Below are 18933 nucleotides of genomic sequence, written 5' to 3' on the forward strand. Positions count from 1 at the left end.
GATGGAAAAATTTATTTTTTTGGCATACTATTAAAGTTCTAAATAATCTTAACAAGCACTATTTTTATGGAAGAATCACTGAATAAATCGCAATCGGAACTTAAAAAAATCCGTAAGCAGGCCATGGATGCCGAAAAGAATATCAGAGCACTCCTTGATGCCAACACTCAGTCTATTCTTCTATTGAAGGCGGATGGCAAAGTCATACATGTAAACAGTACAGTAGCAGACATAATAGGGACACCCCCTCAAGACCTGATCGGTAAAGACATATTTAACTACCTCTCTCCGGAACTGGGCAAATCCCGCCGCGAGCAATTACGTAAAGTAGCAGAAACCGGGCAACATCTTAAATTTCAGGACATACGCAACGGCAGAACAATTCTTCAATCCTACTACCCGATTTTCGATGAAGATAAAGTCAGCCGGATAGCCATCTATGCGGAAGATATTACGGACATGATCAGTAATGAACTGGAACTGAAACGCAGCCGACATCAACAGTCGGTATTCCTCCAGATCATGAGCCAATCCAATTTCGCTGACACACTTGAAGAATTATTGGAATCAATACACAACCTCATGCGCAAAGAACTAAAGGCTGAAAGTTTCAATATCGCCCTGATTGACCCGCAGCATAAAAGACTTAATTTCACCTGTCAGGCCGACGAATACAGCAGCACCTGCCAAGAAGTTCACGACATATACAATCCTGATAACAAAAATATTAATCTGCTGCCCATTAAAAGAAATAAATACGTCCGCATGGCCCGTCACGAGATAAAGGAATCCGCGATGAATGGAAGCATAGAAATTTCCGGCCCAGTCCCAGAAATATGGATAGGCATCCCCATGCTGCTGCGCGGTATCCCGATTGGAGTGCTTGTTATTCAAGATTATCATAATGCCGACGCATTTTCCGATCATGACTTGGAACTGTTTGCAGCCTGCTCTGACCAGATTGCCCATGCCATTGAGCGGAAACAATTCGATACGGCCATCCGTGAAAGTGAGGAGCTGTACCGGGCATTTTTCGAAGACAACCACTCGGTTATGTTCATCATCGACCCCGCCAGCGGCCGGATTGAAGATGCAACAAATGCCGCTGTAAACTTCTATGGTTTCAGCCGTGAAGATTTGAAATCAAAAACTGTATTTGATCTAAACCAGTTATCGAAAGACAAAGTGATCGAACAGATCAAAGAAGCGAAAAGGCACAAGCTCGCCAACTTCATCTTTCAGCACCGTCTAGCGAATGGAGATATCAGAGATGTTGAAGTTTATTCCGGACCTTTTAATTTCAAAGGAAAAACCCGGCTGATTTCAATCGTCCACGATATCACCCAGCGGCTTAAGTATGAAAAAGAGTTGTCTGAAGCTAAGGAAGCCGCAATTCAAGCCAATAAGACTAAAGATGAATTTCTAGCCAATATCAGCCATGAGATACGTACTCCCCTTAACGGAGTGATGGGCATGCTACAGGTCATGAATACCGATGACCTGAAAGATGAACACCGGGAATGCATTAATGTGGCTTTGCAATCTTCACGCAACCTTCTGCGTGTGCTTGATGACATCCTGGATATTTCGAAGGTGGCTGTAGGCACTCTCGACCTGCTTGAAGAAAAGTTTTCACTCAAACAAATACTGAAAGACAGCGTTGAACTTTTCAAAATTCAGGCAAAAGAAAAAAACATTAACCTGAATTTTTGTGTTGTAGATATAATTAAGGATACATATCTGGGGGATGAAGGACGGATTCGACAGATTCTTTTCAATCTGGTCGGCAATGCTGTTAAATTTACGGACGAAGGGTCGGTCACCATAAAAATAAGATCCGGTTCTGACTCCACAGTAGATAAAGCCCACCTGCTTTTTACGGTTACAGATACAGGAGTAGGGATACCTGATAAGTATCAGAAATCAATCTTCGATTCTTTCACACAGGTGGACGGTTCGCTTTCACGGAAATACAAAGGAGCCGGACTCGGATTATCCATAGTCAAACGACTTGTGGATCTCATGGATGGTTCCATCAGCCTCAAAAGCACTCTGGGCGAAGGCACAGCTATAAACTTCGAACTGTTCCTTAAGCCTACAGGGGAAGCTGTATTTGAAAAAGAAGAACAGATCTGTATTGAATCTTTGCCCCAAAAACTGATGATTATGCTGGTGGAAGACGAACCGGTTAACAGACTGATGGCCAGCAAACTTCTCGAAAGAATGGGCCATGATGTCATCTGTGCGGAGAATGGAACTGAATGTCTCGAAAAACTGCACGAGAATAATTTTGATGCGATTTTGATGGATATCCAGATGCCGGGGATGGACGGTCTGGAAGCAACCCGCAGAATCCGAACTTCCAAGGACTTCATCAACAACAGGGACATTCCGATCATCGCCCTTTCTGCACACGCCAATAAAGAAAGCCGATATGCTGCCCTTGAAGCAGGGGTTAACGGTTATTTATGCAAACCATTTGAAATTAACGATCTTAAAAAAATTTTAGCAGGATCAATTCATTAAAACAGAACTCTCCGGCCCTTTTTTACACCTCTATGAGAGTTGACAGAGAATGGTTTTCAAAGCATTTAGTATTGCTTGGCGGATTACTCAAATAAACACCTCTGAATGACCGGAGTTCGTATGACTCAATATGCTGATATTTTTAATCAGGAAATGATGAGTTCTCTTTTTCCTGAAGACCGTACAAATCAATTTTTCGAAGCCCTTTTCGGCGATGCAGATGAAGGAAGCTACGATATCGCACTGGCATATGCTGGAGACAGTGGAGATACAGTCCATTTCGAACTGCAGCTCCGCCAGCGTCCGGGCTGCTGCCTGGCCTGCAACCTGACCTACGGCCTGCCGCAGGTTTTCTCCCGCCACCCCATCATCAACATTCAGGGTGTTGCGGATAAAGTTGGCGAAGCTGTCGGCAAGACAGATAATGTCAGCTGGCAACTGGGCTCAACTCAGGAAAAAAGCAGAGAATTGCATGTAATTCCTCTTGCGATCAGCCTGAGCTAGTATTGATAAGGAATAAACTGGTAAGACCCGTTTTCTCCTGATCGGGAAAAACGGGTCTTATACAATTTTAATATTTAATAACTCGTCAAAGTTGGAATTCTATTGAATCAGAGCTGACGAAAAGGTATTATCATACGATAAATTAACCATTTCAGGGGCGGGGGAATGCTTGAAGAACTTCGATACGGTATTTTTTCAAATAACTCTAAGCACATATCCAATGACAGGCTTACGCTGGTAGGTCTGGGTGCATCCGACATATACGTTTATTCAACCTGGGACAAAGCAGTAAGTGCATTGGAAAATGGAGAAATCGATCTAGCTCTGGTTGATGAATCCATTCACGATGCATCCGGTGCCGACTGCGTTAGGCAACTGCGCCGCCATGCAACCCGTGCCCTTCCGGTTATCATGGTTACTCCTGACAAACGCAAAGAGTCCGTGCTGAACTCCATTGCAGCCGGTGTCGGTGGATATGTGTTGCGTCCGTACAGCATGGACACCCTTAAACGCCACCTTTTCGCTGCATACATGAGTGCCACCCCGGATGAGATCGAGCAGGAACTGCTAAACTCTTCATGGGATCTGGTAGCCAACGGCAGCTTTGATGAAGCTATCGACAGCTTCAATGAGATTCTCGAAGAAGTTAACGAGGTTGAAAAGAACCCCGCAGAAGAATATTTTGAAAAAGGGCTTACCTTCCTTTCGCAGGAAAAGTTCGGCAAGGCCATCATAGCCTTCAACAAGGCAATTGCACTAAATGAAATGTATGCCGAGGCATACAAGGGCATGGCCGATGCATACAAAGGCAAAGGTGATATAAACAGCTATCAGGACTACCTGACCAAGGCCGCGGACATCTACGCGGTTCAGGACAGCCTTGATAATGTTAAAGAACTGTTCATTGAAATTCTCCAGAACGAGCCAGATGCTGTTAACCCCTTCAACCGTCTCGGCGTTAAGCTGCGCAAGGACGGAGACTATCAGGGTGCCATCAAAGCCTACCATCAGGCTTGCACATTCACGCCTAATGATGCCAACCTCTATTACAACATGGCCCGCGCATATACCTATGCCAAGGACTACGAAAGTGCTCTGAACTACACCGAACTCAGCTTACGTTTAGACAACAGCCTTGAGCCGTCCCGAGCCCTTCACGGCCAGATTGTAAAGTTGCTTGAGAAAGGACAGAATAAGACCGCTCCGGTAAAAAAGGATTCCCCGAAAGTAGAAATTGACGACGAGCTTGAGGAATAGAGCCTCGCCCTGTTAAACGTTCTGTTCCAGCTCCAGTAATTTTTTCTTGATTCTAGTACCGTGTGCAAACCCCGCTAGACTTCCATCTGCCGCAATAACCCGGTGGCAGGGGATAATGAGCGGGATAGGATTTTTACCATTGGCTGCGCCCACCGCGCGGCTTGCTTTTGCATTACCCAAAGCCTCTGCCACTTCCTTGTACGAACGGGTTTCACCACAGGGAATATTTCGTAACTCAGCCCAGACCTGCTTTTGAAAATCCGTTCCCTGCGGATTCAATTTCACATCGAAATCCTTACGCTTACCTGCCGCGTAATCCTTAATCTGCGCCCTTTCGACCTTAAAGAACTCGTCATCACGCACCCATTCCGTAGCAATTTCAAAGACCCGGTGGCCCTCCCCGGTCTGCATATGCAGATGCGACAAACCGTCTTCGCTTCCGGCCAGAATTATCTCGCAAAGCGGGGTCATAAATCGTGTATAAAATGTGGTCATGATTTTCCTCCGAGAGAATTCCAAAGACAAAGGGTGGCGTAGCTACGATATGGCCGCCACTTTTCAGCGACCTTGATCACCTCTGCAGTGGAAGGCTTCACACCTTCCAGCGTAAGGGCTTTGATTACACCAAGGTCTCCTGCAGGGAAACTGTCCGGCAGCCCCAAACCGCGCATGGCAACATAATTCACAGTCCAATCACCAATACCCTTCAAAGCTGAAAAATTGCCATGAAAGTCCTCCAACGACTGATTGCCCGAGAGCGTCACCCTGCCATCATTAACTGCTCTTACAGCTGTAAGCACTGTTTCATGTCGCGTGCGGGTCAATCCGATGCCGCTAAGATCAATATCCGCAAATTCCTGCGGTCCGGGAAAGAAATAATCCAACCCATCAGGAAAATCATCACCACAGCAAAGCCTACCCGCTTCCGCTATGCGCCCGGCCATGGTGGTTGCCGCCTTAACTGAAACCTGCTGCCCCAGAATTGCGCGGATCATGAATTCAAATGGCTCAAAGGCCTTAGGAAGTCTGGGAATATCCCCATTCACCATACCTTTGCCCAGCAGAGGATCATTCTGAAAAAGCTCGCGGATAATTTCAAAATCCGTATCAAGGTCGAACATGCGCCGAACCCGGTTGTATATCTCCATGTAACATTTGATGTCTGCTGAATAAATTGTCAGCCTCAAAGATGAACGCGCATGATCATCGGTAACGGTAAAATATCCCTGAGCTTCGGCTGTCCTGAAGGTTCTGCTGTAACTGTCTTCAGTGATAAGTTCCACACCTTTCAAGGCCCGCTCCCGCATGAACGAAAGCATGGCTTTGAAATCAAATGGCTGGCAGTATTTCACCAGAAGTGTTGTATTTTCCGCCGCAGGGATTCCCTGTTCCTTACGCATTTCCGTAGGGGTCATGCTGAAGATTGTCTTGAAAACATCATTGAACTGGCGAAGGGACCCGAACCCGGAGGCTGCAGCGATATCTGTAATGCTGCTATTGGACATCAGCAGCATCTTCCGGGCAAACATGGCTTTATGGTAACGGGCTATCTTGATAGGCGGGACACCCAGCCTCTCCACAAACAGCTGCCGCAAATGACGGTCGGTAATCCCAAGCTCGGCGGCCAGATCATTCAGGGAATGATAGTTAAGGTAACCGTCATAAATCATGCGCAAGGCTTCATTCACTTGTGCATGCGAAGACGGATATCCAGCTCCATATTCTATATTAATATCCGGGCGACAGCGCAGACAGGGACGGAACCCGGCTTCGAGAGCTTTAAAAATGGAATTAAAATATAATACATTTTCTTCCTTGGCCCGAGGTGAAGGACAGGATGGACGGCAGAAAATCCCGGTGGTTTTTACCGCAAAAAAGAACTTTCCATCAAAGTTCCTGTCTCTAGCGATACGTGCCCTGCAGTATTCTTGGTTAGTCATAATTAGCTATGTTAGGCTTCGCCTTAATAATAATTTGATTTCGCCTCTGGCGGCCCAAGGGGATATTTCCCTCTGGAATCCCTAGTTGTGAGTTGTAGTAAAGACAAAGTAGTCTTTGTTGCAATTTGGGCAAGCGATTTTCGGTAATGACATCTATTTCAGCTAAATTATTGATGTGCCACAACTTGAAACAAGCTATAAGCAGCCAGTCCATGACTTAACAATTTACATTGGAGAAAACATGATAGTTGTAACAGCAAAAGTACAGGCGGCTGCAGGCAAAGAGCAGGAACTCGAAACAATATTGCGTCAACTGGTCAAGGGGACAGCAACCGAAGAAGGTTCTATTGAGTACAGATTGCACCGGGTCGCTAATGCTCCCGGAGCGTTTCGTTTCATTGAAAAGTTCAAAGATCAGGAAGCGTTCGACGCTCATTGTAATTCCGAACATTTCAAGGTACTCGGCGCAAAGATCGGAGAACTCACAGAAGGTGATGGCGATCTGGAGATGCTGGAACTGATTGATTCCATACCTGAATAAATCCGGCAACAGACATTAAAAAACAAAAACTCGCGCATGTGATCATGCGCGAGTTTTTTTATCCTATGAATTTTGATTACTTCCTATTCAGCAGTTTTCCCACGCCGTGCAACCCAGAACAGGGAAAGCAACGGAACTACCCCGCCAAGAATACCCATCTGCCCGATCACACTTATTTTTGACGACCAGTCGAAGGAAATCAGCTCCATTGCTACCGCACCAAGTATAAAATAGGCGAAAGTGAGCAGTGCCGAGGCCGCGCCGATATCACGGTCCACGGTCTCAAGGATCATATGGTTGCTGATCGGTCTGCTGACCCCGATGGAAAAGGTCATCAGGAACATGGGGGCTGCAAATGCGTATTCCGAACCGCCTAGCAACAAAATGCCTATGCTGGAGAGCACCACCCCAAGCAACGATAATTTCAGGATAGACATGGAAGAATACCCCACGCAAAGCCGCGAACAGGTAAATGATCCGGTCATAAAACCGATGGCATTGAAACCGAAAAACAACGCGTACTGCTGCTCTGTCAGTCCGAACCCACGAATATAAATATCTGCCGACCCGGCCAGAAAGCCGAAAAATCCGATACCTATAACCGAAAAGGCAAAACAGTAGGTGCTGAATTCAATGTTCTTAAGCACCACCAGATAACGGGACATCATATCCAGAATCCCCCCCTCGGTCTTTTTAAATTCCGGTTCCTTGAAGACAAGGGTTCCGTAAAAAGCAAGGGAAGCCAGTACAGCCTGACAGCCGAAGATCCATTTCCACGACAAAAACTCCAGCATCATACTGCCCAGCATCGGCGCAACCATTGGGCACAGCGGAATGATAACCCCGATGTAGGCCAGTACCTTCTGACGCTCCACACCCTGATAAAGATCCTTGGCCAGTGCCATAGACAAGGCAGAGGCAGAGGCCGCACCACAAGCCTGTACAATACGCGCCGCGACCAGAAACCAGATATTGGTGGCCAGTGCACAAAGCAGACTACCCAGCACATAAATCCCAACTCCACCGATAAGCACGGGCCTGCGACCATATTTATCAGATAGCGGGCCGTAAACTAACATGGAAAAGCTGAACAAAATAAAAAACAGCACCAGCGAAAGATTAACTTCAGCAAGGGAAATACCCCACTGCTCCTGAATCGTCGGGAGGGCCGGGAGATACATATCCGTAGACAAGGCGGGAAAAGCCGCCAACATAGTGATGAAAAGAAAATTTGGCATAACGGTAGAGTTGTTAAATTAAATAATGAATTATCGATTCAGATAAAAAGCGGAAATTTTAAATAGGGAAAATGCTGGCTGGTCAGAACCGGAGATGTGAATATCTGATAATAGGCCCGCTCGCACAGCAGGTCAACTGTTAATCAACAGTCATAAACATTTCTTAATATTTATATACAAACAACATAAAAACCTTAAATAAATAGACATACGCTATTTAATAAGCACAAATTAAAACATCGTTTGAAATACTGCTTGACTCTTTTATAAACGAACCATACAAGGCTTAAAACAGCGTTTTAATAGTTATTGAGGAAATACATGAGCGATCAAACTACCAAACACAGGATATTGGAAGCCGCCAGCCGGGTCTTCTGCGAAAAAGGTTTTAAATCCACCACCGTGCGTGACATCTGCGCTGAAGCTGATGCCAATGTGGCGGCTATAAACTACCACTTCGGTGATAAGCGCAAACTTTACTATAAAGTCCTGCAACTCTGGATGGACCAATCCATGAAGCACTACACCATGTTGGATGAATCCGTTCTGGCACTGCCACCCGAACAAAAACTCAGGCTCTACGTACGCAATGAGCTTCTTCCGCTATGTACCTATGATGATCCCGAGCGATTGAAGAAACGTCAGATCAGGCTCCTCCTTGAAGAATATGTTTCCGAGGATTGCGACCCGGATCTTTTCAAGTGCCATGAGCAGATTGAAGAAAAAGTACTGTTCCCTCTGATCAAGGAACTGATCGAACCGGTAAATGACCCCAAAATTCTGGAACAGGCCTGCATGGCCGCCAGCGGAGTCATTGTCCACCACTTCCTGATGATCATCCATTACCCGGAAGGGGAGATCAATTCCGAAGAGCAGCTGGAATTCATGATCGATTTCTACACCACCTTCATACTTGGTTCCCTGAAAGCCATTAAGGAAAAATACCATGCAGAATAGACACTTAGTCCCCTTCATACTGGGAATACTGATTTTATCCCTTTGCGGCTGCAATTCTGATCCCAAAACCGAAGCCAGCGCAGCTGCACCGGAAAAAGCAGTACGCGTAAGCGTGGTTGAAGTCACTCCGGTGACCATTCAGGATATGCTCACCCTGCCCGGAGAAACAGCACCGGACAAAGACGTCTGCGTATCTTCTGAATCCGCCGGGACTGTAGTCTGGCTGGGCGTGAAAGAAGGTGACACAGTCCGCAAAGGGCAGCTCATCGCCCGCTTGGACGGAGCATCCAGCGGAGCGAAATTCGACCGCGCCAAGGCCGCCAAAAGACTCGCCGCCGAACAGCTGCGCCGCCGCAAAGAACTGCTCAACAAAGGCGTGCTTGCGCAGGAAGAATACGACCAGATCAAAGCCGAACTGGATCAGAGCGAAGCTTCGCTCAAAGAAATGCAGGTCAACGTGGAATACGGCATCGTGCGCGCACCCATCGCCGGTGTTATCAACAAGCGTTACATCGACCGTGGCGAACGCCTTGAAGTAGGTTCCAATGTCGTTGATATCGTGGATTCTTCCACCATCAAAACTTACATCAACGTGCCGGAAATGGATATTTCCTACATAAAAAAAGGCCAGCAGGTAGCTGTTTCCGTTGACGCCCTGCCCGGTAAAATATGGGAAGGGGTAATTGATTTCGTATCCTACAAAGCAGACCGTTTCTCCAAGACTTTTGAGGTAAAGGTACTCACTGATAATAAAGACGGCGAAATCCGCGCCGGGATGCTGGCCCGCGTTTCCCTGCTGCGCCGCACAGTTAAAAATGCGCTAACCACCCCTCTTTCCGCCATTATCAATCAAGGCGGAGAACGGATCATCTACGTGGAAAAAGACGGTCTGGCTCAGGTTAGAACCATTGAACTGGGAGTTATCGACGGCGACCGCGCCCAGATCACCAAAGGGCTTGAAGCCGGAGAAAAGCTTATCACCGCCGGGCATACCATGGTTGAAGACGGCATGAAGGTGGTGACCAAGTGATTATAAACAAGGCAGCACTGAACAGGCAGTCCACCGTAATGGTTCTGCTTGTCTTCATCATTATTGCCGGGATTTCGAGCTATGCCTCACTTCCCCGTGAAAGCGACCCGGACATCACCATCCCCTACATCTTTGTGCAGACAAACTTTGAAGGGGTGGCCCCGGAGGACATGGAAACTCTTATCACCATGCCCATCGAGCGTAAGCTCAAAGGACTTTCAGGAACCAAGGAGATTTCATCCATTTCCGATGACGGTGTATCCATCATCAAGGTCGAATTCAACCCCGATGTGGATATTGACGATGCCCTGCAAAAAGTCCGCGACAAGGTGGATCAGGCCAAGCCGGACCTGCCGGGAGACCTGCCCGATGAACCGGTAATCAACGAGGTCAACCTTTCGGAACAACCTATCCTGAACGTAGTCCTCTCCGGGCCGTTTTCCTTGAAACGGCTGAAGGTCTTCGCCGAACAGCTTGAAGACCGCATTGAATCGGTACAGGGTGTGCTCGATGCCAAGATCATCGGTGGACTGGAACGTGAGATTCACGTGGAGTTCGATATGGACCGCGTGACCTTTTACAATATCCCCATTTCCAGCCTGCTCAATGCGCTGAAAAACGCCAACGTCAACACCCCCGGCGGATCGGTTGAAATCGGCACATCCAAATACCTCGTGCGTGTACCGGAAGATTTCAAGCACCCGGACGAAATTGATAAAATCGTAGTTTACGAAAAGGATGGCCGTCCCATCTACCTGCGCGACATCGCCACCATCCGTGACCACTACAAAGACCCGACCTCCAAAAGCCGCTTCAACGGAATCCAGAGTGTGACCATTGAAGTCAAAAAGAGGGCCGGGGAAAACATCATTCGTATCATCGATACAACCAAGCAGATTATCAGGGAAGAACAGCAGGTCTTGCCGCCGACCCTGAAAATCAACCTGACTGCGGACAAATCCGACGAAATACGCCAAATGGTTGCCGATCTGCAGAACAACATCATCAGCGGACTGCTACTGGTACTCATCGTAGTATTCGCTTTCATCGGCGGACGCTCCGCCCTGTTCGTCTCGCTGGCAATTCCGCTGTCCATGATGATTACCTTTACCGTGCTGGAGATATTCTCCTACACCCTGAACATGGTTATCCTCTTCTCGCTGATCCTTAGCCTCGGCATGCTGGTGGATAACGGTATTGTTGTAGTTGAAAACATCTACCGCCATATGGGCATGGGTAAATCCCGCTATCAGGCGGCAATGGATGCCACCGACGAAGTTGCATGGCCTGTAATCGCCTCTACCCTGACCACCGTCGGAGCATTCTTCCCAATGATTTTCTGGCCCGGAATCATGGGTGAATTCATGAGCTACCTGCCCATCACCGTTATCATCGCCCTCATTGCGTCTCTCTTTGTGGCACTGGTCATCAACCCCGTGCTCTCGGCAAAATTTCAGGATGTGCCCAAGCTGGGTAAAAACGCCAAGCCCGGTTTCATCGACCGCATGATGGAAACACTCAAGAACATCTACCGCCCCATTCTCGAATGGTCGCTGGACCACAGGCTGCTGGTAGTGCTCTTCTCTTTCGGCTTCCTAATAGCATCCACGGTCAGCTTCGGGATGTTCGGGCGCGGGGTGGAATTCCTGCCCAAAACCGAACCCAAACGTTCTGACGTAAAGATCAAGGCTCCGGTAGGAACCAACCTTGAAGCTTCGGACCAGTTTGTGAAAGTGGTCGAAAAGATCGCCTCCGAATACCCGGACATTGAATACATAATCGCAAACACCGGGGAATCCGGGCAATCCGATGAAATCGGGACCAACTACAGTCTCGTGAAGCTTGATTACCTGGATATTCAGGACCGCAGCAGACCCTCATCAGAAATAACAAACGAGATCCGCGACCGCTTGCAGAACTCCATCCGGGGAGCGGAAGTACGTGCCGAACCGGAAAAGATGGGTCCGCCCACAGGCAGTGCCATCAATATGGAAATATACGGCAAAGACCTGCGCAAGCTGGGAGCAATCACGGCTTCATTCAAGCGCACCATCAAGAACATCCCCGGACTTGTAGACCTTAAAGACAACTTCATATCCGCCAAGCCCGAAATCCGCGTGGATGTGGACAAGGAAAAAGCCGCGATTATGGGCCTCGATGCATTCACCATCGCGCAAGCAGTAAAAACCGCCATCAATGGTTTCAAAGTCGGGGTCTACCGTGAAGGCAAGGACGAATATGACATCGTTGCCCGTCTGCCCAAGCATAACCGCGATTCCCTCGAAGACATCCGCCGAATCACCGTATCCGGTCCCAAAGGAGAGCCGATCCCCATCACAAGCCTTGCTGATGTGACCATGGGCGGGGGCTTAGGCGGCATCAACCGTATCGACCAGAAACGGGTGGTTACCATCTCCGCAGATGTGTCCGGGCGTCTGGCAGAAGAAGTCATCGCCGATATCAATACTGCGGTATCTTCAATCAAGCTGCCGCGCGGTTACTCATACAAATTCACCGGGGAACAGGAAGAACAGGCCAAGGCCTCCGCATTTCTTGAAAAAGCATTTGCCGGAGCACTATTCCTGATCTTCATAGTGCTGGTCACCCAGTTCAACTCCATTGCCACACCGTTCATCATCCTGACTGCGGTAATACTCTCCCTCGGCGGGGTAATGGTCGGCCTGCTGATTACCGGGACTGCATTCGGGGTCATCATGACCGGGGTCGGGGTGCTCAGTCTCGCCGGGGTCGTTGTCAACAACGCCATCGTACTAATCGACTACTTCGAGCAACTCAAAGAACAGGGACGCACAGCCCGCGAAGCACTCATAGAAGCCGGTTTGACCCGCTTCCGTCCGGTACTGCTGACCGCAATCACCACCGTACTCGGCCTCATTCCCATGGCAACCGGAATCAGCTTCGACTTCATCAACATGCGACTCGACATGGGTAGTGAAACCTCACAGTGGTGGGGACCGATGGCTGTTGCTGTTATCTTCGGTCTGGCCATCGCCACCGTGCTTACGCTGGTCGTCGTACCCACGCTCTGCTCCCTGCAGGAAAGCTGGAAAGAACGGTCCGCAAAACGCAAGGCCGCAAAACTTGCCGCACAGGCCACGAATTAGACAAAAGTATGAGGAGTAATCACACTTTGTCCGTTAGATTCATTGTTATGGATTTCAAGGACAGAACTAAGAAATGAAAAAAGCAATACTTTATACATTCGCACTGCTGGCAGCGGCCGGGATTCTCATAGGAATCCCGGCCTGCTCCAAAATGGGGCGCGCCCCTTCCATTGAGGAAAGCACCATGTTTGAAAAATCAGCCAATTTCCGGAACGGAACCTTCACCAACGCGCATCCGGTAAAAATGACTGTCGAAGACTTCACCTTTGCCAAGACGCTGAACTTCTTCTTTGACCTCAGCCGCAAGCCCAAGGAAACTTTTCCCTTCCAGCTACTCACCGGAAATTCCTTCCCCGCAACTCCCGCAGAATTGCAGGTGGCATGGCTGGGTCATTCGTCCATGGTCCTCGACATCGACGGAATACGGCTGCTCATCGATCCCGTTTTCGGCAATGCTTCACCTGTACCGTTCACGGTCAACCGTTTCCAGCCTTCGCCCATTGAACGCGAAGAGCTTCCCGAACTGGACGCGGTAGTAATCTCCCACGACCATTACGACCATCTGGAAATGTCCACCATCAAGTTCCTTGCACCAAGGGTGAAGCTGTTCATTGTGCCGCTCGGTGTCGGATCACACCTGCGTAAATGGGGCTGCAAACCGGAGCAGATCGTCGAACTCAACTGGGATGAATCGATAATCATCAAAGATGTAGAGATCATCTCCGCGCCCACGCAGCATTTCTCGGGTCGTGGGCTTGGCGACAGAAACAAGACCCTCTGGGCTTCCTATATCTTCAAAGGCGAGCGTCACCGTGCCTACTATACCGGAGACGGCGGTTACGATGACCGCTTCAAAAAAATCGGAGAAAAATACGGCCCGTTCGACCTGACCATGGTCGAGTCCGGGGCTTACGATAAATCATGGCATAACGTTCACATGCTGCCCGAAGAATCAGTTCAGGCGCATATCGAACTGCGTGGGAAATACATGCTGCCCGTTCACTGGGGAGCATACGATCTCGCCTTTCATAAATGGGATGAGCCCATCCGCAGAGTCTCCGCTCTGGCAGCAGAACAAGGGATTAATCTGCTGACCCCGCAGATGGGCGAGTTCTGTATCCCCGGCACAAGCCACCACACCACATGGTGGGAACCTGCCGAGAATCAGAAATTAGCTGTTGCTAATTAATTTTATGCCTCCGGCGGCTGGGGAAGGGGAGAAACCCTTTTGCTAACGCCCAAAAGGGTTTCTCCCCTTCCCCAGACCCCATCCCCTCTTCCCAAAAGACGTTTTAATAAGCTGTCGCCTTTGATTTTTACAACACGATCTTCGATTAAAAGAGCGGCGAAGCTTAATAAAAAATTTTGAAGTGTCCAGAGAAACTTTTCCCAAAAGTTTCTTGGCCGCCGGAGGCATCTTAAATTAACAAAGCTTCGCGCCTAACGGCACTTCCTTATCAGGCACGCACAGTGCAACTTCGCCGTTTTCATTATGAAATCCGGTCACAAGACACTCGGACATGAACGGTCCGATCTGTTTTTTGGGGAAATTAACCACTCCGACTACGAGCTTGCCGGGCAGTTCTTCTACTGAATAGAGTTTTGTAATCTGGGCACTTGATTTACGCATGCCGATTTCCGGCCCGAAATCAATGTGCAATTTGTAGGCAGGAACGCGGGCTTCTGCAAAAACACGGGCCTCGACAATCTTTCCGACCCTGATTTCCACTTTTTCAAAATCATCCCATTCAATTGTATTCATTATTTACTCCTCGAGAAATTGTTTTCGTGAGAAGAAAATAGACATATTCAATTTATGAATATTGAATAAAATTGACATGGAAGCGGATTTAAAAATCAAGCCGGCGAAACTTAATAAAAGTTTTAGGAAAGTCCAGAGAACCCTTTTTCAAAAGGGTTCTTTGGCCGCCGGAGGCAAACTCTTTCATTCTTAAAAGCGCGGCAGCGCATCAAATTGCCTTTTGATATTTCCGCGGAGTAAGGCCGTATCTGTTTTTGAACAGACGAGTCAGGTGACTCTGGTCGGAGAAGCCGCACTGAATCGCGGCATCTGCAATATCAGCTTTGGCAGCCAGCAGAGCACGCGCCTTTTCGAGCCGCAATTGGATAAGAAAAGAATGCGGCGGCAGCCCTTTATGGCTGCGAAAAATGCGGATCAAGTGAAATTCAGTGCATCCAACCAGCTCGGCAAGTTCGGCAAGGGACAAGTTTCTGTCAATGTGGGCATGCAGGAATTCGATGACAGTTGCGACCCGTTTGTCTTCGCTGCCGGGTGAGATCTCTTTGTCGTCAACATTCTTGTACAGCCCGGAAAGCACGGAAAGGATTGATTCATCGGTTTGCAGTGTTTCACCGGGATTCAGGAGTAGGTTATGCAGAGAAGAGTGAGCCGACCAGAGTTTTTTATTTTCAATCAGATTGTTGCGAAATGGCGAGGACGCGTTTTCTCTGCCGAGCAATTTCAGGTTCAGGGAACGGACAAATGTTTCTGAAAAATAGAAACTGCGTAAATGACGTCTCTCGGTGCAGCAAGGGCTGTTTGAATGAATGGTTTCCGGCTCGATAATGCTGATGGAACCGGGCTGCAGGATGTCAGAATTTCCCTGCAAAAGATAATTTTCACCGGCCTCGGAATTAAGCCAGAGTACATATCCATCATGCAGGTGTTTTTTGAATTCACGCCCACTGCTGCATGAAAGTACTTCCAGCCCCTCAACGGGCGAAGAATAAATCAGCTTATCGTCAGTTTTCATATCATCGTATCAGGCTGCCCTGCTAGCTGGAATCAAGGGAAGACAGGGTTGTTTCAAGCTGGCTCTCCATACCGGAATAATAAGCCAGCATTGTATCAAGTGCGGAATACTTTTCTTCCAGCCGGGTCTTGTATGCATCCAAACGGGCCTCTTCATCATAAATATCACTTTCAAGCTTGGAGGTAAGGTCCTCATAACTTGCGGAAAGCAGGGGCAGGCTCCCGGTTGAAACATCAGTCAGTGCCGCGCAAAGGTCACCCATTTGTCCGCACTTGCCTTGCTTAACTGTAACTTTGCTGGAATATGATCCATCCGTCAAATCGGAAACTTCCAGAAAAAGACCGTTCGCACCGCTGTCATTTCCGGCCAGAATGGTGTTGCCATCAATAAACATCTCCTTGCCGTCAATGGTTGCCGATGTAATAAAACCGCCTGAGACAGTGTACTCCACATCATACTCCCCGGCAGACGTCAGCCCGGCAATGGTGGAAATAACCTTAAGGTCTGAGCTGTCCGTTTCAGCTTCCCCGTTTGCGGCAAAAAGCATGGCTACGGATTTCGGGTCCTCGGCGAGCGCATCTTCCAGCTCTTCATAGTCGATTGTCAACTGCCCGAAGGTGGATGAACCTTCTTCACTGTCTGTGGTAATACCAAGCGACGAAAGCGAGGCGAACTTGTCCCCCTTTCCGGTTTCGCTATCGTAATATTGAAAACCAAGTCCGGCTGAAGCGAGAACATCTTTTATGGAATTGTAAACCAGATCCAGTGTGGCATCTTTGATATAAACCGTATCCGAAGAATCATCTCCGTCAGAGAGTTCTCCGGTTACATCCAGCAGATCATAAAGCAGCTGGTTGACCTCAGTAACAAATTCTTCGATGGTCTCGACCATAGCGTCGGTATCATAGGAAACTCCAAGATGAATACCTTCGGAATCAGTAGTAGCATTCAGGGTCAGTGTCATACTGTCGATGACATCATCAACAGTGTTGGAACTCCTTTCGATCCATTCATCAGCACCGGACGGGAATCCATCCACTTTCATCCGGCAATTCTGCGCGGGCTGGGTGTTGCTGAATGAAGATGCAGAATAGCCGTCAATGGCACTCAGGTCAGTCAAAACGATAGCATTATCAGCCCCGGTTTCATGCCCGCTGAGCTTAAGATAGTAATTACTGCCGTCACTGATCAGGGAAGCCTGAATCTTGTTATCGAAATCCGGGTCGCTGTTGATCTGGTCCACCAGTTCCTGCGCGGTAGTCCCGGCCTCTACATCCATTGTGATGTCCTCCCCGGCATAGGACAGGGTGATGGTAGAATCAGTTGAAATAATTTCCTGATCGGAACTGGAGATAGCCATGCCTTCGGAAATCCAGACATCTTTCTGGGCCAGCTGGTTTACGACTACGTTGTAAGAATCCTCGGTAGCTCCGTCCTCGATGGAAGCCTGAACCTCTCCATCCCCGGTCGTTGCCACGGTATAGGCCAGAAACTCATCCATCTCATCTATGCCCTGCAATGAGGCGGAAAGTGTCAGCACTTCGGTATTCAAAGCATCCAGAAGCGACGTGATTGCTTCCGCCTCTTCCAGATCCTCCTTGTACTGATCCAGCTCATAACTCTCAGCCTCTACGGACGCTTCAATAAGATCGGTCCAGTCCGTACCGTCGCCAAGACCATTGATTGTGAACCCGCCAGAGGTTGTGTTGGACTGGTAAGTGCCAGTTGAAACGGATGAGATTGCCATGATTCATGTCTCCGTAATGAAATATTAATCTTTATTTCCAGATTAAGTTTAGATTTAATCTAGACTAATAACCCTAAAGATAATTCATGATCGACATGCCGATCACATCGGAAGTTGAACTGAGTACCGCCTGATAAATGTACTCTGCCCGGCTGAGTTCGATGGTCAATTGTGCGCTGTCCGCGTCTTCCTCGTCGCTGATAGCGGACGCCACTCGCTCGCGGGTCAGGGCTAGACTCTGCCCGGTAAAATCCGCCTTTTCCTCACGCGCCCCGATATTGGATGTTTCAATGAGCATATTGTTGTAGCCGTCGTTAATAGTCTCAAGGGTCTTAGCCGTGCCCCCCTCATCCCCGATCCACATGAAAGCGATGGCGTCACTCATGGCTTCGAACATGTTCGGTTCCGGGTAAGGCAGCCCGGTTGACGGGTCCACTCCGCCGAAAATATCGCTGCCGGCAGAATTGACCTCCAGCTCGGTACTCTCTGAAATATTCACCGCCATGGCTTCATCGGCCCCGTTGTATTGCAGGGAATTACGAACCACGAACTGACTTCCGGCCCTCTCTTCAGAATCAAAAGCCTTGACCGCTGTGCCTGCGTTCATTTCTACCGATATGTCACCAAGTTCCATGGTCGTATCCGGCGGTATAGCCATACTATCCATAGTTCCGGTCAGCCATGTGCTGCCGCCGTCAAGGGAGTAGCGGTAATCAACGGAGTCTGTACCGATGGTCCCGCCGGAGGTGAATTCCACGATAACCGGGTTATCCAGCTCACCGCTGAAGGAAGCGAAATCGCTCTTCGCCGGGCTGTCCCCGGTCACCGTCACGCCGGGCACATATTCATAAGGTGCGGTATCTGTGGCTTCACCGGAAAAAAGATAATCATCGCCCATCTCGGAGTTGGCGATGGCCAGCATAGAATCCTGATAGCCCATCATGTTCACTGCCATGGACTGCTGCTGGTCGTCGGTGTAGGTTCCGGTGGCCCCCTGCTCCACCTGTTCGCGGGCGGAAATCATCACTTCACTGGCTTCACCGAGCAGCCCGTCAGCAGTCCCCAGCAGACTTCCGGCATACTGGGTGTTGCTATAGTAATCCGCAAGATTCCGGTCATAGCTGCGCAGGTTGACAACATTGCCCATACCCGCAGGATCATCCGAGGGAGCATTAATTTTCTTCTGGCTGGCGACCTGATCATTGACATTCATATAATCAGAAAGAGACCTGCTGACACCGGACATGCATTGATTGTAAATCTGTGAAGTACTTACTCTCATGTTTGACTCCTC

At 48.7% G+C, this 18933-nt stretch carries 15 protein-coding genes; 8 read left to right on the plus strand and 7 right to left on the minus strand.

Annotated elements, in window-relative coordinates; genetic code table 11:
* Positions 1 to 66 precede the first annotated feature (66 nt).
* From ACNI29_RS02720 to ACNI29_RS02730, 3 genes are all read left to right on the plus strand, one after another.
* Positions 67 to 2526: a response regulator gene (locus ACNI29_RS02720; protein WP_419780652.1), complete on the plus strand. Its 2460-nt coding sequence runs from the start codon at positions 67 to 69 to the stop codon at positions 2524 to 2526.
* Positions 2527 to 2646: 120 nt separating this feature from the next.
* Positions 2647 to 3030 (plus strand): pancreas/duodenum homeobox protein 1, encoded by a 384-nt coding sequence (locus ACNI29_RS02725; RefSeq protein WP_419780653.1) that lies wholly within the window; start codon positions 2647 to 2649, stop codon positions 3028 to 3030.
* 165 nt (positions 3031 to 3195) lie between these two features.
* A complete protein-coding gene (locus tag ACNI29_RS02730; protein WP_419780654.1) occupies positions 3196 to 4287 on the plus strand; it encodes a tetratricopeptide repeat protein in 1092 nt (363 codons plus the stop codon).
* A 12-nt stretch (positions 4288 to 4299) separates the two neighbouring features.
* Here the strand turns inward: ACNI29_RS02730 and ACNI29_RS02735 are convergent, their stop codons facing one another.
* Both ACNI29_RS02735 and ACNI29_RS02740 read right to left on the minus strand, forming a co-directional pair.
* Entirely contained in the window at positions 4300 to 4782 is a 483-nt protein-coding gene (locus ACNI29_RS02735; RefSeq protein ID WP_419780655.1) for a methylated-DNA--[protein]-cysteine S-methyltransferase, read from the minus strand.
* Complete coding sequence (locus ACNI29_RS02740) at positions 4779 to 6227, minus strand: DNA-3-methyladenine glycosylase 2 family protein (protein WP_419780656.1); 1449 nt, start codon at positions 6225 to 6227, stop codon at positions 4779 to 4781. Before ACNI29_RS02740 ends, ACNI29_RS02735 begins: the two co-directional genes overlap by 4 nt.
* Positions 6228 to 6468: 241 nt before the next feature.
* Between ACNI29_RS02740 and ACNI29_RS02745 the strand changes: the two genes are divergently transcribed.
* A complete protein-coding gene (locus ACNI29_RS02745; protein ID WP_419780657.1) occupies positions 6469 to 6768 on the plus strand; it encodes a putative quinol monooxygenase in 300 nt (99 codons plus the stop codon).
* An 83-nt stretch (positions 6769 to 6851) separates the two neighbouring features.
* Here the strand turns inward: ACNI29_RS02745 and ACNI29_RS02750 are convergent, their stop codons facing one another.
* The gene (locus ACNI29_RS02750) at positions 6852 to 8006 is read right to left on the minus strand and encodes a multidrug effflux MFS transporter (RefSeq protein ID WP_419780658.1); all 1155 of its coding nucleotides are present in this window, start codon (positions 8004 to 8006) and stop codon (positions 6852 to 6854) included.
* Positions 8007 to 8327: 321 nt separating this feature from the next.
* Between ACNI29_RS02750 and ACNI29_RS02755 the strand changes: the two genes are divergently transcribed.
* From ACNI29_RS02755 to ACNI29_RS02770, 4 genes are all read left to right on the plus strand, one after another.
* Entirely contained in the window at positions 8328 to 8963 is a 636-nt protein-coding gene (locus tag ACNI29_RS02755; protein WP_419780659.1) for a TetR/AcrR family transcriptional regulator, read from the plus strand.
* Complete coding sequence (locus tag ACNI29_RS02760; RefSeq protein ID WP_419780660.1) at positions 8953 to 9993, plus strand: efflux RND transporter periplasmic adaptor subunit; 1041 nt, start codon at positions 8953 to 8955, stop codon at positions 9991 to 9993. Before ACNI29_RS02755 ends, ACNI29_RS02760 begins: the two co-directional genes overlap by 11 nt.
* Positions 9990 to 13118 (plus strand): efflux RND transporter permease subunit, encoded by a 3129-nt coding sequence (locus ACNI29_RS02765; protein WP_419780661.1) that lies wholly within the window; start codon positions 9990 to 9992, stop codon positions 13116 to 13118. Before ACNI29_RS02760 ends, ACNI29_RS02765 begins: the two co-directional genes overlap by 4 nt.
* Positions 13119 to 13191: 73 nt before the next feature.
* A complete protein-coding gene (locus ACNI29_RS02770) occupies positions 13192 to 14307 on the plus strand; it encodes an MBL fold metallo-hydrolase (RefSeq protein ID WP_419780662.1) in 1116 nt (371 codons plus the stop codon).
* Positions 14308 to 14541: 234 nt separating this feature from the next.
* On the opposite strand, the gene ACNI29_RS02775 is transcribed toward ACNI29_RS02770, so the two are convergent.
* From ACNI29_RS02775 to flgL, 4 genes are all read right to left on the minus strand, one after another.
* Positions 14542 to 14880 carry a tRNA-binding protein gene (locus ACNI29_RS02775; protein ID WP_419780663.1) on the minus strand — a complete coding sequence of 113 codons (339 nt, stop codon included), beginning with the start codon at positions 14878 to 14880 and terminating at the stop codon, positions 14542 to 14544.
* A 208-nt stretch (positions 14881 to 15088) separates the two neighbouring features.
* Complete coding sequence (locus tag ACNI29_RS02780) at positions 15089 to 15892, minus strand: helix-turn-helix domain-containing protein (protein ID WP_419780664.1); 804 nt, start codon at positions 15890 to 15892, stop codon at positions 15089 to 15091.
* Between the two features lie 22 nt (positions 15893 to 15914).
* Complete coding sequence (fliD, locus tag ACNI29_RS02785) at positions 15915 to 17639, minus strand: flagellar filament capping protein FliD (protein ID WP_419780665.1); 1725 nt, start codon at positions 17637 to 17639, stop codon at positions 15915 to 15917.
* A gap of 73 nt (positions 17640 to 17712) precedes the next feature.
* Positions 17713 to 18921 (minus strand): flagellar hook-associated protein FlgL, encoded by a 1209-nt coding sequence (flgL, locus tag ACNI29_RS02790; RefSeq protein ID WP_419780666.1) that lies wholly within the window; start codon positions 18919 to 18921, stop codon positions 17713 to 17715.
* Between the last annotated feature and the right edge of the window lie 12 nt (positions 18922 to 18933).

It is taken from the genome of Maridesulfovibrio spiralis (SeqCode), assembly GCF_048571135.1.
GTDB lineage: Bacteria > Desulfobacterota > Desulfovibrionia > Desulfovibrionales > Desulfovibrionaceae > Maridesulfovibrio > Maridesulfovibrio spiralis.

Excerpts from the sequence above, each read along its gene's own strand:
- ACNI29_RS02770 (WP_419780662.1), top strand. The coding sequence starts at position 13,192 with ATGAAAAAAGCAATACTTTATACATTCGCACTGCTGGCAGCGGCCGGG.
- ACNI29_RS02720 (WP_419780652.1), top strand. The coding sequence starts at position 67 with ATGGAAGAATCACTGAATAAATCGCAATCGGAACTTAAAAAAATCCGT.
- ACNI29_RS02775 (WP_419780663.1), bottom strand. The coding sequence starts at position 14,880 with ATGAATACAATTGAATGGGATGATTTTGAAAAAGTGGAAATCAGGGTC.
- ACNI29_RS02740 (WP_419780656.1), bottom strand. The coding sequence starts at position 6,227 with ATGACTAACCAAGAATACTGCAGGGCACGTATCGCTAGAGACAGGAAC.
- ACNI29_RS02780 (WP_419780664.1), bottom strand. The coding sequence starts at position 15,892 with ATGAAAACTGACGATAAGCTGATTTATTCTTCGCCCGTTGAGGGGCTG.
- ACNI29_RS02760 (WP_419780660.1), top strand. The coding sequence starts at position 8,953 with ATGCAGAATAGACACTTAGTCCCCTTCATACTGGGAATACTGATTTTA.
- flgL (WP_419780666.1), bottom strand. The coding sequence starts at position 18,921 with ATGAGAGTAAGTACTTCACAGATTTACAATCAATGCATGTCCGGTGTC.
- fliD (WP_419780665.1), bottom strand. The coding sequence starts at position 17,639 with ATGGCAATCTCATCCGTTTCAACTGGCACTTACCAGTCCAACACAACC.
- ACNI29_RS02730 (WP_419780654.1), top strand. The coding sequence starts at position 3,196 with ATGCTTGAAGAACTTCGATACGGTATTTTTTCAAATAACTCTAAGCAC.
- ACNI29_RS02745 (WP_419780657.1), top strand. The coding sequence starts at position 6,469 with ATGATAGTTGTAACAGCAAAAGTACAGGCGGCTGCAGGCAAAGAGCAG.
- ACNI29_RS02755 (WP_419780659.1), top strand. The coding sequence starts at position 8,328 with ATGAGCGATCAAACTACCAAACACAGGATATTGGAAGCCGCCAGCCGG.
- ACNI29_RS02725 (WP_419780653.1), top strand. The coding sequence starts at position 2,647 with ATGACTCAATATGCTGATATTTTTAATCAGGAAATGATGAGTTCTCTT.
- ACNI29_RS02735 (WP_419780655.1), bottom strand. The coding sequence starts at position 4,782 with ATGACCACATTTTATACACGATTTATGACCCCGCTTTGCGAGATAATT.
- ACNI29_RS02750 (WP_419780658.1), bottom strand. The coding sequence starts at position 8,006 with ATGCCAAATTTTCTTTTCATCACTATGTTGGCGGCTTTTCCCGCCTTG.